The organism is Bradyrhizobium sp. PUT101 (genome assembly GCF_052043945.1).
Classification (GTDB): Bacteria; Pseudomonadota; Alphaproteobacteria; order Rhizobiales; family Xanthobacteraceae; genus Bradyrhizobium.
This window is the reverse complement of record NZ_CP197207.1, coordinates 2,550,295-2,564,006: the sequence shown is the minus strand read 5'-3', so window position 1 is coordinate 2,564,006 and position 13,712 is coordinate 2,550,295. Positions and strand designations below refer to the sequence as shown.

The following is a 13,712-nucleotide window of genomic DNA, read 5'->3' as shown; positions in this document are numbered from 1 at the left end:
TGCACTCTCAGTCGGTCACTGCGGCGGCGGCCGCGCCGAAGGGGGCAGTCTCGACCACTGCGCCGTTCTTCGCGCGCTCCTGGCCCTGCACGACGACAATCTCGCCTGCTTGCAGACCTGACGTCACGATGTAACGGCGGTCCACGATCTCGCCGAGAGCGACCGCGCGCCGCGTGGCTCGCTTGTGATCGTCGACGATCACGAGCTGCGGCGTCCCGGCCGGGTCTCGGACGACGGCCTCCTGCGGTACCAGCAGCGCATTGTGCCCGACACCGCGCGGCATTCGGGCACGGACGTACATGCCGGGAAGCAGTAGCCGATCCGGATTCGGGACCTCGACCCGAACCGTGACGTTACCCGTGCCGGGATCGACGCTGATATCGGAGAACAGAGCGCGACCTTTGACTGGATACGGCTTGCCACTGGCGGCGAAAATTGTCACCGGCACCTTGGAGGCGTCGTCGAGGTGTCCGGATTGGGCGGCCTCCCGGATCGCGTCGATCTGCGAAGCCGGCTGGCGCACATCGACATAGACCCGGTCGATCTGCTGGATGGTGGCCAGCGCGTTCGTGGAGGACACGGATGCGAGCGCCCCCTCGCTCACGAGAGCCCGCCCGCTTCGCCCGGCGATAGGGGCCCGAACCGTCGTGAACGCGAGATCAAGTTGCTTGCGCCGGAGCGTGGCTTGGGCTTCTGCAACATTTGCCTTGGCCTGAGCGACGTCCGCAGCGGCGTCGTCATAGGCCTCGCGGCTGATCGCATTGCTCGTCACCAATTGCTTCGCGCGGTCGAACTTGCCTTGCGAGCGGACAAGACCCGCCTCGACCCGCTGAAGCGCCGCAGCTGCACTGCCGACGTCTGCCTGGAAGATATCGGAGTTGATTTGAAAGAGGGCCTGACCGGCCTCAACCTCGGCTCCTTGATCGAACAGGCGCTTTTCGAGGATCCCGCCGACCTGCGGCCGGATCTCTGCAGTTCGGAAAGCCGTGACCCGTCCCGGCAACTCGTCGACGAGGACCACTGTTTCGGGCTTGACCGACAAGACCGTGACGAGGGCTGACGGCGCTCCACCCTGCGCGCTCGTTTCGTCGGATTGAGGCCGGCCGCAACCAGCCAGACCAAGCGCTGCAACAATAGCGAGCAGAATGTTGGGATTGCGGAATTGATACGTCATTCATGGGTCCACAGCGGCACCGGTGCGGCCAACGAGCGGCCCCGTCCGCTGCGGATTGCAGCGCGACTGTTGGTGCCTCGTCGAGATTGTGTGGAGATTTCGTGGAGGTATCTCACGTTGACTGCAACGGGAGTGGTTCGTATCAGTGATCGCAATTCAAACGCCGCTGCGCCGGGCCACGGCGCGCAGAGTTCATCTGGCCGCGGACTGCGTCGCCAAATAATCGACACCAAGGAACTGCGCAGCTCTGGACGGGCGGGGTGCGTGTTGTTCGATGTGCATTTTGTCCGTCCGAGCCAGGAATACAAAGCATGATCCACGACATTCAACCGACGATCGATAGATATCCGGCAACGCTGCGGATCCTGCATTGGGTGCGGGCGGTGTTGACCATCGGCCTCATCGCCGCTGGCTGGACCATGGCCGAACTGAACGACGCGGTTACGGCGAAGTACGATTTTCTCTATCCCTGGCACAAATGCTTCGGTGTTCTGGTGTTCCTGATCGTTCTTGCGCAGCTTGCGATCCGCGCGATATCGCGTTTGCCGGGACCGGCACCACTTCCCGCCCATGAGAGAATTCTCTCCCATGCAGTGCACATCACCATGTACGGGTTGCTGCTGATCGTTCCGCTGATGGGCTACGCGATGTCCAGCTCTTACGCAGAGAGTGACGGGGTATTCTTCTTCGGCATTCACGTTCCCGAGCTTCTGCCGAAGGACAACGAAAGGTTCGAATTGTTCCGGTTCCTGCACAAGGCGCTCGCCTACAGCCTGCTGGCGCTGATCATGTTGCATGTCGCCGGTGCGTTGAAGCACCGCTTTCTCGACACGAACCGACGTACCGACGTTCTGCCGCGCATGCTCTGAGCCGGTTGTTCCGCGCTCACGTATTCTGACAGATCGATTCGATGCCGCGAGTTCGACGTTGGCGAGGCTGGAGAGATCGCAGCCGAGTTGCAGGCACGCCGAATACCCGTCGACGTCGTCGAAAGTCCCTTTGTCGCGATATCCTTCAGTTCGTAAAGGCTCGGCACTGGCCGCTCTACAAGTCGTCGAAATCTTGCCCATCGCCGTCGTGCAGCATCGCACCATAGATGCTGTCTTCCGAACCTGGGATATCGATCGCATCGAGATGCTTCCGGTAGAATGCTATGGGTCCTACGCCGCCGATGATCGCATAGGCATATTCGGTTTCCCGCATGCCACGCAGTGTGGCGAAGAGGAGCGCCTCGCCAATGCCCTGGCCACGGGCAGCCTTCACCACTCCCATAGGGCCGAAGAAGCCGCGCATCGAGCAGTCAGCACAGGCAAAGCCCAGCAGCTCGTTCTTCCGCACAGCGATCCAGATCATCACGGGGGAGCGCGTGAAGGCGCGTGTGGCTTCGCTCACCCAGGGGCGATCGAAATGCTTTTCGATCCAGGGGAGCACCACATGTGCTTCGGCCGCCATAGCGCGACGAACCGTGATCCCGCTGGAGGCGATCTTCTCCTCCGTGCGAACATCGGGAAGATCGAAAAGGCGAACGAGGAGATCACTCATGGATGGGACTTTCCTTGGATTGATCACGAGACCGGTAGTGCGCCGACGATGCTCGGGCGTCCGATTGTTGCGGGCATACCTTCGGCACCGATTTGCGAACGCGACCCGAACAATGATGGTGGAATTACCCGACGCCGCGGGCGATGATCCAACGTGGCCGCTGGGGTGAACCTTGCTTGCTGACCGGTGCCGGGAACGTCTTGCATCGGTCAGCGCTTTGACACTCGTGGCCGATGCCACGGTGGCGTATGGCTCCGGCTATTCGTTGTCCGGCGCGGGCTCGTCCTCGGGGTCGACATGATCGTTGTCCCAATTGTCGCGCCAGCCGGGCGGGTTGCCGTCGTCCTCCCAATGATGTTCGTTCCAGCGGTCGATTTCGCCGTAGAAGCTGTAGTCCCGATAGTGGTCGTGCCAGTAATCCCCGAAGTTGAACGTCACGACCGGGATTTGCGATTGCGCTGCGTAGGCCGGAACGTAGACCCGGCGGGCCTCGTGAACGAACTGGATATAGGCTCCCGACACCCAGCCGCGAGTCCCGGATACACTCACGTCGCACCAAGTATAGCGCGCCAGACATCCGTGAATCGTCAGCGATGATCCGGCAACCAATCTCCCGACTGTCGGAAATCGAGCACTCGGTCCGGAGCGGATATTGAGATTCACGGCGGTATATCCGTCGTTAGTTCCGGCATAACCCTCGCCGGGAAGAGCGATTAGGAGCGGCAGCGCGATTGCATGGGCAACGAGGCGATTTCTCATGGTTTCTCCAACAGGAAAGTATCGAAAGTGGTGCGCCATGCGGCTCGTGCCCCGGCTTGGTCCCCCGCATTGCCTCGCCACTGTTGGCGCGACGTCGAGAATGCATGGATATTTCATCGAGGATTCGTTGGACTCCGATTGACAGGGATTCTCGGCGCGATGATGCGCCCTCACATCTCGATGCTCTCAGGCTACCGCGCGGCCCGGCTCCATATCTCGCTCCCGCACAGCGGACCGGCACAGCCCCGCACTTCCAGTCGTTCTGCATCGACTTGGGTCACTGTGCTGGTGTAGCTCTTGCCGTCATCGGCGTTGTAGACTCGACCCGACCACGAGCTTGACGTCGAGGGCAGCATGTCGAGGAAGATCTGAAGCCCCACGATGCGACGCGTTCGGAGCGACGGATCCGGGTTCTTGTCGTCCGTCTGGAGTTTGCCGGTTGCGCCATCGACCGGTTGTTTTAGCCACACGACCTTGCCGCAGATTGCTGCGCCGCATGGTCTCACCAGCACTTTGGCGTCGCCGGCCTGGGTCAACCAAGTCCCGAACGGATCGGTTTTCTGCTTCGTACGCTCTGATGCGACGTCGCGTGCGAGAACGAGCGAAGCAGCCAAAACCAGCGGCAGCACGTAAATGGCGGTGCGAACAGGGTCGATGCGCATTCGAGAAAATCCTTACCGGAGGGGGACGGCAATCAAGGGGGCCGGTTTCAACTTCCACCGGCCTCCCGGATAGGGCCGGGGCTCCGCCTCATCGCCGGCGGCCGTCCATCGACCATGGAGAGTGTGTGGAGATTTGGTGGAGAAGGCCCATATTGGGTCGACGGGGAGCTTCCCCCCGTGCCATGGGATCCGAACGATGCTTGGCCTTGTGCTCCGATGAACGCCCTTATCCTCATTGCCGAAGATGAACCGCAAATCTGCGAAATTCTCGACGCCTATCTGGTGCGGGAGGGCTTCCGCACGGTCCGCGCTGGCGATGGTCGAACTGCACTGGACCTACATCTTGCCCTGAAGCCGGACCTCATTCTTCTCGACGTGACGATGCCGCGGCTCGACGGATGGGAGGTGTTGGTCGAGATCCGCCGCCGGGGCGATACGGCGGTCATCATGATCACGGCGCTCGACCAGGACATCGACCGCCTGCAGGGACTGCGCATCGGGGCCGACGACTATGTCGTCAAACCGTTCAATCCGGTCGAAGTTGTCGCTCGTACCAAGGCGGTATTGCGGCGGGTCGGCCAGTCAAGCGCTGGCGGCATGCTGCGGGTCGACTGCGTTGCCATTGATCTCGACAGCCACGTGGTCAAGATCGAGGTGGGCGGAACAGCACAGCCACTGCCGCTTACACTCACCGAGTTTCGTCTCCTGGTTCACATGGCGCGAACACCCACCAAGGCGTTCACACGAAGCGAACTCGTCGATGCCTGCCTTCCCGGCAGCGACGCCCTTGAGCGGACGGTCGACAGCCATATCAGCAATCTTCGTAAAAAGCTGGGCGAGGCTGGCGCGCCGGGCATGCTCTCCGGCGTGCGCGGCATCGGCTATCGATTGGCCGCGCTATGAAGCGATATCGCCTGAGTGGACAGATCATAGTCTCGATGAGCGTCGTGGCGACCATTGCGATGCTGATCGTCTTCGTCGGTTCGTTCATCTTCTATGGAATATATCTCACCTATGTTCCCGCGCCTCCCGGGCCGCCACCCCTTCTTCCGGAAGCGCCGGACCTGTTGCTGATCGCATTCTTCCTTCTCATCGGACTGGCTCTTGCTATCGCCGTCGCGCTTCGGCTAGCAAAGCGAATTCTAGCCCCGCTGAATTCGCTGGCGGAAAGCGCGCGCAAGATAGCCGCGGGAGACCTGTCAGCCCGCGCATCTCCCGGCGACCGGTCGCTCGGCGAAACAGCTCAGCTGGTGGACGATTTCAATGCGATGGCGCAAAGGCTCCAGGATATCGCGGAAGACATGGTCGCGTGGAATGCGACCATCGCACACGAGCTCAGAACGCCGCTCACCGTCCTGAAGGGGCGTCTCCAAGGTATCGCTGACGGTGTTTTCGCCCCCGATGAGGCATTGATCCGCAATCTCCTGCTGCATGTCGACGGGCTCTCACGGCTCGTCGAAGACCTGCGCACGGTCACACTGGCCGACGGCGGGCGTCTGGATCTCAGGATCGAGAAGATCGGACTCGCCGCGGAAATTAGTAGTGTCACCGACCTATTGGAACCTTCTCTCCTGAAAGCCGGCTTTCTCCTCGACGTCACTCTGCTTGATCTGGTGGTTCGCGGCGATGGAAGCCGCATTCGTCAGGCGCTGCTCGCCCTTCTCGACAACGCACAGCGCTATGCGCGGCCCGGCTCCATCGAACTCTCGACGTTGAAATCAGGCAACTCCGCAGTCATCCGGATCGAGGACGAAGGTCCAGGGTTGCCGCCGGAATTCGCCAGGCGAGCATTCGAGCCGTTCGCGCGTGGCGAGCCATCGCGCTCCCGGCGCTTTGGCGGATCGGGGCTGGGACTGTCCGTCGTTCGTGCCATTGCCGAGGCACATGGTGGGCGCGCCGCGTACCGAAGATCCTCGCGCGGCGGCGCCGTTTTTGAGATCCAACTTCCGCTGATGGAAGACTGTGGGCCCGACGTTGCGCCGGGGGAGGCGCTTGGAAATTAGTCCGTCATGGCTCGACGAGCATCCGGGGCGGAACTATTTCGCGGAGACTGGTGGTTTATCACCCCTCCTTACCGCGCAAGCTATCGCTTCTGAACGTGAGTAGGTGATCGTCTTCTTCACTACCATCGGTTTCCCTTGGTCGAATAGAAGTTTCAGATCTCCGTCGCGTGATCTGAGAAACCACAGCGCATTGCTCAGTGACACCACATAACTGTCCGGAGTGATTATTTTCTGGGAGATGGGCTGGCGCGCGGGCCAGCGTGTCGAAAGCCGTTCGGCAATTGTCAGGCTCTGAAGGTCATGGGTTCAAATCCTATCCCCAAACATCCCTACAGACTCTTGCTATCAGCTGCGGCATTTGGGCGATCCCTCTTTAGCATTGTTCGACGCAACCTTTGCACGTGAGCTGAAGCTTACATCCAGACTTGGTCTGGACCAAGTCGGTCAGCGATCCAGATCAAGGCCAGAGACGGCTTATTAAGCTGACGGTTTGTTCAAACGGGCGATTCGAACGCAAGGGCAATCCAATGTCGCGATGACAGCCGATCATCTATCCTCCTCAGGATTCGAGCGGTTCGAAAACCAGAGACTGTTGCAACGAGATGCCGGCGGTGACTCCGTCGGCCGCCGCCCAACTCGCATTGTGCGGCACTCGGGCAACATCGCCGGCAGCATAGATCCCCGACACGGTGGTCAGCTTTGCTGCGTCGGTCTGGATAACGGGACCAAAAGGTCCGTCCTCAAGCGCGCAACCGAGTTGTTCGGCAATCGGACTGTTGATGCGCGTACGCGGCGCAAGGTAAAGGGCGTCAACCGGTACGTTTCGCCCGTCGTCCAGCAACAACGACGACAGGCCTTCCCCCTCGCCCTGCAGCGCCAAGACGCGCGCAGGCTCGATCGTCACGCATCGGTGCGCAAGCGTCCTTTGGGTCTCGGCATCTGGAAAGTCGTCTCCATTAAGATAGAGCGTGGTCGGCCCCCAGTCTGCGATGAGCAAGGCCTGATGCGAAGATATCGGCATCGTCTGGAGCACGCCCAGACGTTGGCCGCCATATTCGAAGCCGTGGCAATAAGGACAATGGAGCACGCTCTTGCCCCAGCGCTCTGCCATCCCCGGCAAATCGGGCAGCAGGTCGGAGATTCCGAAGGCAAGTATGAGCTTTGCTGCGGTCAGCGTCTCGCCATCGTCCACCATCACGGCGAAACGGCCGTCGATCGCACGCGCCCCAGTCGCTTCGCCCATCACGGTACGCACCGAGGGATAGGAGCGAAGTTGCGATCCTGCACCGGCGATCATGGCCAAAGGCTGATTTCCGTCCTGCCCGAAAAAGCCATGGGACGCAGCGGCGAAGCGGTTGCGGGGACGTCCTGCATCGATGACGCAGACGGAACGGCGTGCACGGGCGATGTGAATGGCAGCGGACAGGCCCGCAAAGCTGCCGCCGACAACGATAGCGTCATGCTGCATGAACAGTCTCCAGATCGAACGACAAGCCGCTCGCGGCCATGCGAGCGCGAAAATCGGCGCGTAACTGCGCCAGCGTCACCATGCCGAAGCGCGCGTGCAAGAGTGCTTCAGCTTCATCGAAGGCACCGTCTAGCGCATCATTGACGGCTTGTTCAAGCAAGCAGCCGGGAGCTTCCGTGCGGTTTCCCATGGCAAACAAATGCTGACTGCCGAGCGCGGCATGGACATCGCGCAGCGTGATCAGGGCGGGATCGACCCTGATCGTCCAGCCACCGCGAGCGCTATGCCAACTATTACACGTTCCGTGTCGGTCAGGTGCCGGAACGGTCAGCGGTTGCCGCGTCCTCTTGAAGAGGCCGCACCTCCGGAAAGTGTTGTCGCGTATCCTCATTGCGGGACCGATTTGCTCCAGATCAAGAATGTCAATCGGCGTTTGCAGACGATGACGTAATTGCGGTGGGCGCCCGCGGCTCAAAAAAGGTCCGCTATCTTCGAGTCTTCCCGCCATCTCACGAATCCGAGGGGCTATGAAGCAATATGTTGGGCTGGACGTCTCACAAAAGGAAACCTCGGTATGTGTGGTCGACGAAGTGGGTCAGGTCCTGTTCGAGGGAAAGGCAAAGTCCGACCCAGGGGCACTCGCGGCTTTGCTTCGCAAGCGGGCGCCACAAGCGGAGCGGATCGGATTTGAGACTGGGGCGATGGCGAGTTGGCTATGGCATGAACTTCGCAGGGTCGATCTCCCGGTGGTTTGCATCGACGCGCGGCATGCCCACGCCGCTTCATCCGTACGCATGAACAAGAGCGATCAGAATGATGCTCGAGGTCTGGCCGAACTGGTACGGGTTGGCTGGTATCGAGAAGTCAAGGTCAAGAGCGAGGAAAGTCAGAAGATTCGCGCGATGCTCGTCGCGAGATCCCGGCTCGTGTCCATGCGCCGAGACATCGAGAATCAGGTCCGCAGTCCAATCAGACCAATCAGAGAATGCGGCTTGCTGTTCCCACGCGCAATCGGCCAGCAGTTCCGCAACCAGGTCGGCGAGCTATGGGTGATAGTCATCCACTCCTCAGCGTGATCTCGCCGCTCCTGTTGATCCATGAGAAGTCTGTCAACAGCAAAGTAAGTTCGACGATGAGGTTCGCCAATTGGCGAAGGCGGATGAGACGACGCGCCGCCTGATGACCGTTCCCGGTGTGGGCGTGGTGACCGCCTTGACCTTCCGCCATACGATCGATGATCCATTGTGCTTCCGATCGGCCTTGACAGTCGGCGCCTACCTCGGCCTTACACCCCGGCGAAGCCAATCTGGCGAAACTGACATCAATGGCAAGATATCTCGATGGGGCGACCGGCTTCTCAGAACCTACCTTGTTTGAGGCCGCCACCGTACTTCTCTATCGGACAAAGAAGTGGTCATCCTTCGCACAGCGGCGGATCAAGGCTTTCATCCCGCCAGATCCGACCCGCAAACACCCACATCGCTACGACAAACGCGCATACGAGGGCCGAAACGTCATCGAGCGCATGTTTTGTCGCCTGAAGGACTTCCGCCGCATCGCCACCCGATACGACAACGCGCCGATATATTCCTCTCCGCTATCTTCCTGGCTGCCGCATTGCTCTGGTGGCTCAATTGAGTCCAGACCCTGGTCCATCGCAACGGGGCGCCTGTCACCAGGCGCCGTCTCATATCCAACCGTACGACCACCAGATGCCCAAGGATGCAGCGAGAAGCAGCGTCGCGATCCCAACGAGAACCCAGCGCCTCATCGCAACTCGCGGCCGTGCGAGTGGTTCCCCGGCCGGGCGCCCAGCCGATGTCAGCGGCACATAAAGCAAAGCGTCCCTGCGCTCGCTCGTTGCACTAGTCCCGAGCTGCGTGTTCATTACACTTCGGCTCCAGGCGTCGGATGATCGCCATTGCCACAATAGGCTACCGCTGGGCCGAATTGTTGATTGGGATCAAGGTCTGCGGTTCGGAGCGTGATGGACGGTCGGCCACTAACGAATGGTGCCGTCGTTCTCGGCGATTTGCCTCGATGCCGAGAATATATCCCAAGCCGCGATGAACATGGCCGCGATCACCGGACCGATGACAAATCCGTTGAGACCGAAGGTGGCGATTCCGCCCAGCGTGGAGATGAGAACGACATAGTCGGGCATCTTCGTGTCTTTTCCCACCAGGACAGGACGCAAGAAATTATCCACGAGGCCGATGACGAGCGCGCCAAAGGCGATCAAGACGATGCCCTGCCACACTGCACCGGTCACGAGAAGATAGACGGCGACCGGAATCCAGATGAGGCCTGCACCGATCGCCGGCAACAATGAAAGACGGCCATCACAACGGCCCATAGCAGCGGGGCGCTAATCCCAAGGAACCAGAATATCAGGCCTCCGAGCGCTCCCTGCAGAAGGGCCACAAGCATGTCGCCCTTGACCGTGGCACGGATGACGACCGTGAATTTGAGGAGGAAGGCGCTCTGTTGTTCGGCATGTAGCGGAATGGCATCCCTGATGCGCTTGGACAGCGCGTCCTCGTCGCGGAGCAGGAAGAACAACAGGTACAGCATGACGAACAGGTTCGCGATGAAGTCGAACGTGCTCTGGCCAATATTGAGCGCCTGTGTCGCGATGTATTCGCTGCCGGCCATGAGGGCGGCGGAGAGTTTTTGCTGGGCCGCACCGAGGCTCGCAAGGCCGAAGCGATCCAGCAGATTGATTGTCCATGCAGGCAAGATGTCATGGACCTGCTGAAAAAATCGGGCGAGATCCAGCTCTCCCGATTGGACTTTTCCATAGAAGCCCAACGCTTCCTGCGTCAATGCCGCGGCGATCAGCGTCATTGGCAGGATCACGATCGCTATGATGATCATGACGGCAGACAGGGCAGCAAGGGTGCGCCGCTGCCCCATTGATTTCAACAGCCATCGATGCAATGGCGCAAATAATACGGCCGTGACGGTTCCCCAGAGAACTGCTCCATAGAACGGCAGCAAGATCCACGCGAACGCCGCCGATATCGCAATGGTCAGCAGCAAAAACGAGTTGTTTTCAATGGTACGCATGCCGCCATTCCATCGGGTAAGCGGAGCCGTTCAGGCCAGACCCGTGCTCCGCCATGCGGCTGCTCTGAAATGCTCGAACAACACATGAGGACAACGGACGGAAAGCCACGACCAGGTGTCTTGTCGGGGCTGGCCGGGACCCGTTGCGCCGATGACAGGATGTTCCGGGATTGCGCCCGGTCGACGCAGCCGACACCGACAGGATCAGAGTCGACCCAGCAGCAGCAATACGAGCAGGATGACCAGGATGATACCGATGACACCCATTCCACCGTGGCCGAAGCCGTAGCCGTAGCCGCCAAAGCGGCCGCTGAAGCCACCGAGCAGGAAGACGATGAGGATGATCACGAGGATAAGTCCGATCGACATTGTCCGACTCCTTTGGTGGGACCTTGTGGATATTGGGTCGTTTGGCAGTCCGAATTGTGCGCGCGGTCCTCAGGCTTCCGGCGACGGCTGTCGCCGGCATCACCGGAAAACGGCCGTGCTACTTCTTTTCGATCGAAATGCCACGTTCGCCGATGTTGATCTCGACGCCAGTGGTTTTCTGTCGCTCCCGGTAGACTTGGTAGCCTAGTGTCACCGCGACGACGGCGAGTGCGCCGATGACGAGGTAGAGCATATTGCGAGACATTGTCCGGGAATCCTGATTGGCGTGCTTGGCTTTGATGTGCCAGGATTTGGCCAATCGAAGCTTATGAGGCAGTCACCAAATCATTTTGATGCAAATCAACGGACCCAAACGAGGACCTCTGTTGCAGTCCGAAGAAGCCCCCTCTGCGATGAAGAAAGGGAGGAAACTGAATCAAACAAAACGTGCCCCCTCAATCAGTGTTGATCGAGCGGCAGCGGATCAAAGTAGGCTTGATACGGCGAGCCGAAGAAGACTCAAGGACCTAGTAGTCTAGCCCCGAGATTGGCTTATCTGGTAATCTATCTATGGGTTGCAGAGTGTCATCTGACGAGAAGCGCAAACAGGAGTTGAGAATGTTCGGGCTGAAACGACCAACTCGCATTGAGCTCCGTTCCAACGACGCGGCTATCGTCGTTCGCGAAAATGGCGAGATGGAAATGTTCATCCGGCAGGCGAAGAGTGACGAGGAACTTCCGCCAGGCCAGGTCGTCCTGGCTCTTTTCGGAATGGCATTTCACGATGTGCGGGTACGCAAGCTGTTAGCGGAAATCGTAAAAGAGAAGCAAAGCCTGACATGACACGGCCGCAAGTCATCGTGCGCGAGGCGCCGTGTCAGTCGGCTTGAGCGCGCAGCTTGGCGGATGATGGTTGTGCAGAGGTGCGGCGAAGTCATATCTCACAAGAGGAGCCAGCACCGTCGCTGCCCTCATTGAAGAGCGCTCTCAGCAGACGCCAAAGTTCGCGGTGACCAGCGGTTTGGCCGCCCTGTGTTAGATAGTCCGCAATATCCATTGTCGATGTTTGGAATTCGACTGTGCCCCCGAGTCCTGTCTCCAAATGCGCCACCTCCCGCTCGACATACAAGTTCTTGGTGTCGGTATCGAAGACAAGAAAAGAACGATCCTCGTGTGGGATCTCGGGGCCTTTCACCTGACGGTATAGCTCTCTTTTGAGGAAGGCCATTCTCCGCTCCCGATGAGGACGGTGCGATAGCTAGGTTTCGGAGTTCAGTAAGGCTCGGACCCTCGTGGCGGCGTCATAGATTTCGATCTTGAGCATCGGATAGGTCGATTTCAGTTTGCGACCGGCTGATTTTGCCGCTTCGGCCGTCTCAAACTCCGACTTGAAGTGTCCGTCGACAACGACCACAAATCCTTCCGACGGCGGCCTGTCGGCACGTGGCGCCTTCGGCTCAGGCTCGTCAGGTGAGCGAACTGGCTTTTTCATCGGAACTCTCATCGGATCGCAGAAGCATGACAGGGGGCCTCTATATCATTCGATCACAGCGGAAAAGGCGACGACGAAATCCGGAGACCGCAACCACCCTATCTGGCTCGGCCTCCGGATTGCTGCGACGACCGCACGTGACTAGGCGGCCTTGCCAGGTGCCGCGGCTTTGCTCGGCACGGGGCTCGCGCTCGGCGGAGCTCCTGTCTTGATATCGATTGTCTTGGTGGTCTTCACGGCCTTGGCGGGCTTCTTGATGGCGAGATGCAGCACGCCCTTGTCGAAATGAGCTTCGATGGCTCCCTCGTCCGGCTCGAAAGGCAGAGACATCGATCGATAGAAGAGCCGTAGCTGCGCTCCTCGACGTGCCAGTCCTTTTCGTCTCTCGTGCTCTCCGCCTTTTTCTCGCCGGAGATGACCAACTGGTTGCCGTCCAGGCTGACCTTGATATCCTTGTCGTCCACGCCGGGAAGTTCGGCTGTCACTTCAAAGGCATCCTTGGTTTCCGCCACATTGATTGCCGGCGTGCCCGCCCCAATGCTGGAAGAAGGCGACCCCTGATCGATAGTGCGAAGGGCGTTTTCCACGTCACGCCGCATGGCCCTGAACGGATCGAAGGCAAGCTCCTGGCTGGTGGTCCATAATCTCGGAAGGCTCATCTGGTTTCTCCGCAGGTTGAAAAACGCCAGCGTGCTCCTCGCGGTCGCGGCGGCCTTGATATAGCGCAATTAGGGCCGGGTATTTCGAAGCGGGAAGACCGGCCATGATGATTAAAAGAGAGCGCGTCAACGAAGTTGACCTAATGACACAAAGCGAGATTGCATCGCTGTACTGAACGCCGGCAGGCCGAGCGCATGCGCCATGACAAGCAGATGCGGCAGAAGCAATCTCAAAGCCGCCCCTGTGGAATGAGCGGCATTTCAACCCGTCACCTGCTCACCGGCCGCCGCATGGTCAGAGTTTGCCGAGCAAAAGCAGAATCACCAGGATGACAATCACAAGACCAAGACCTCCACCGCCGTAGTAGCCAGTACCGTAGAACGGACCGCCGCCGATCCCACTGAAGCCGCCCAGCAGCGCGATGATCAGAATGATCAGAATGATGGTCCCGATTGACATTTCGATATCCCTTTGCGATTTGGTCGCGACTGGCTCGAACATTGCGCAGCCAGCC

Annotated in this window: 15 protein-coding genes and 4 pseudogenes; 6 read left to right on the top strand and 13 right to left on the bottom strand. The window is 59.7% G+C overall.

The features are described from left to right. Positions 1 to 7 precede the first annotated feature (7 nt). A complete protein-coding gene (locus ACSHT2_RS12670) occupies positions 8 to 1,174 on the bottom strand; it encodes an efflux RND transporter periplasmic adaptor subunit (protein ID WP_440641849.1) in 1,167 nt (388 codons plus the stop codon). A 311-nt stretch (positions 1,175 to 1,485) separates the two neighbouring features. On the opposite strand from ACSHT2_RS12670, the gene ACSHT2_RS12665 reads away from it, so the two are divergent. Beyond that, complete coding sequence (locus tag ACSHT2_RS12665; protein WP_440641848.1) at positions 1,486 to 2,043, top strand: cytochrome b; 558 nt, start codon at positions 1,486 to 1,488, stop codon at positions 2,041 to 2,043. Between the two features lie 175 nt (positions 2,044 to 2,218). On the opposite strand, the gene ACSHT2_RS12660 is transcribed toward ACSHT2_RS12665, so the two are convergent. The 3 genes from ACSHT2_RS12660 to ACSHT2_RS12650 form a co-directional block, all read right to left on the bottom strand. Beyond that, positions 2,219 to 2,716, bottom strand: coding sequence for a GNAT family N-acetyltransferase (locus tag ACSHT2_RS12660; protein WP_440641847.1), 498 nt, complete (start codon positions 2,714 to 2,716; stop codon positions 2,219 to 2,221). Between the two features lie 258 nt (positions 2,717 to 2,974). Beyond that, entirely contained in the window at positions 2,975 to 3,475 is a 501-nt protein-coding gene (locus tag ACSHT2_RS12655; protein ID WP_440641846.1) for an SH3 domain-containing protein, read from the bottom strand. 191 nt (positions 3,476 to 3,666) lie between these two features. Next, entirely contained in the window at positions 3,667 to 4,137 is a 471-nt protein-coding gene (locus ACSHT2_RS12650) for a DUF2147 domain-containing protein (RefSeq protein WP_440641845.1), read from the bottom strand. Positions 4,138 to 4,353: 216 nt separating this feature from the next. Between ACSHT2_RS12650 and ACSHT2_RS12645 the strand changes: the two genes are divergently transcribed. Both ACSHT2_RS12645 and ACSHT2_RS12640 read left to right on the top strand, forming a co-directional pair. Continuing rightward, entirely contained in the window at positions 4,354 to 5,040 is a 687-nt protein-coding gene (locus ACSHT2_RS12645) for a response regulator (protein ID WP_440641844.1), read from the top strand. Then, positions 5,037 to 6,140 carry an ATP-binding protein gene (locus ACSHT2_RS12640; protein WP_440641843.1) on the top strand — a complete coding sequence of 368 codons (1,104 nt, stop codon included), beginning with the start codon at positions 5,037 to 5,039 and terminating at the stop codon, positions 6,138 to 6,140. The genes ACSHT2_RS12645 and ACSHT2_RS12640 overlap by 4 nt, the downstream gene beginning before the upstream one ends. Before the next feature lie 559 nt (positions 6,141 to 6,699). On the opposite strand, the gene ACSHT2_RS12635 is transcribed toward ACSHT2_RS12640, so the two are convergent. Together ACSHT2_RS12635 and ACSHT2_RS12630 are read right to left on the bottom strand one after the other, a co-directional pair. After that, positions 6,700 to 7,608: an NAD(P)/FAD-dependent oxidoreductase gene (locus tag ACSHT2_RS12635; RefSeq protein WP_440641842.1), complete on the bottom strand. Its 909-nt coding sequence runs from the start codon at positions 7,606 to 7,608 to the stop codon at positions 6,700 to 6,702. Further along, a complete protein-coding gene (locus ACSHT2_RS12630) occupies positions 7,598 to 8,116 on the bottom strand; it encodes an Rrf2 family transcriptional regulator (RefSeq protein ID WP_440641841.1) in 519 nt (172 codons plus the stop codon). The genes ACSHT2_RS12635 and ACSHT2_RS12630 overlap by 11 nt, the downstream gene beginning before the upstream one ends. Before the next feature lie 19 nt (positions 8,117 to 8,135). Between ACSHT2_RS12630 and ACSHT2_RS12625 the strand changes: the two are divergent. Further along, a pseudogene (locus ACSHT2_RS12625) lies at positions 8,136 to 9,028 on the top strand (IS110 family transposase); the annotation flags it as partial. A gap of 27 nt (positions 9,029 to 9,055) precedes the next feature. Continuing rightward, a pseudogene (locus ACSHT2_RS12620) lies at positions 9,056 to 9,246 on the top strand (transposase); the annotation flags it as partial. 364 nt (positions 9,247 to 9,610) lie between these two features. Here the strand turns inward: ACSHT2_RS12620 and ACSHT2_RS12615 are convergent. The 3 genes and pseudogenes from ACSHT2_RS12615 to ACSHT2_RS12605 all read right to left on the bottom strand — a co-directional run bounded on the left by ACSHT2_RS12615 (position 9,611) and on the right by ACSHT2_RS12605 (position 11,311). Next, a pseudogene (locus ACSHT2_RS12615) lies at positions 9,611 to 10,677 on the bottom strand (AI-2E family transporter). A gap of 204 nt (positions 10,678 to 10,881) precedes the next feature. After that, positions 10,882 to 11,046 (bottom strand): DUF3309 family protein, encoded by a 165-nt coding sequence (locus tag ACSHT2_RS12610; RefSeq protein ID WP_338693358.1) that lies wholly within the window; start codon positions 11,044 to 11,046, stop codon positions 10,882 to 10,884. A gap of 118 nt (positions 11,047 to 11,164) precedes the next feature. Then, positions 11,165 to 11,311, bottom strand: coding sequence for a hypothetical protein (locus ACSHT2_RS12605; protein ID WP_440641840.1), 147 nt, complete (start codon positions 11,309 to 11,311; stop codon positions 11,165 to 11,167). A 353-nt stretch (positions 11,312 to 11,664) separates the two neighbouring features. Between ACSHT2_RS12605 and ACSHT2_RS12600 the strand changes: the two genes are divergently transcribed. Next, positions 11,665 to 11,889, top strand: a complete 225-nt coding sequence (locus tag ACSHT2_RS12600) for a hypothetical protein (protein ID WP_354270426.1) — start codon at positions 11,665 to 11,667, stop codon at positions 11,887 to 11,889. Positions 11,890 to 11,980: 91 nt separating this feature from the next. Here ACSHT2_RS12600 and ACSHT2_RS12595 read toward each other — a convergent pair whose 3' ends face one another. From ACSHT2_RS12595 to ACSHT2_RS12580, 4 genes and pseudogenes are all read right to left on the bottom strand, one after another. Beyond that, the gene (locus tag ACSHT2_RS12595) at positions 11,981 to 12,274 is read right to left on the bottom strand and encodes a hypothetical protein (RefSeq protein WP_440641839.1); all 294 of its coding nucleotides are present in this window, start codon (positions 12,272 to 12,274) and stop codon (positions 11,981 to 11,983) included. Between the two features lie 30 nt (positions 12,275 to 12,304). Beyond that, positions 12,305 to 12,538 (bottom strand): hypothetical protein, encoded by a 234-nt coding sequence (locus ACSHT2_RS12590; RefSeq protein ID WP_440641838.1) that lies wholly within the window; start codon positions 12,536 to 12,538, stop codon positions 12,305 to 12,307. 141 nt (positions 12,539 to 12,679) lie between these two features. Further along, positions 12,680 to 13,137, bottom strand: a pseudogene (locus ACSHT2_RS12585) (Hsp20/alpha crystallin family protein). Between the two features lie 355 nt (positions 13,138 to 13,492). Next, positions 13,493 to 13,657: a DUF3309 family protein gene (locus ACSHT2_RS12580; RefSeq protein WP_440641837.1), complete on the bottom strand. Its 165-nt coding sequence runs from the start codon at positions 13,655 to 13,657 to the stop codon at positions 13,493 to 13,495. Between the last annotated feature and the right edge of the window lie 55 nt (positions 13,658 to 13,712).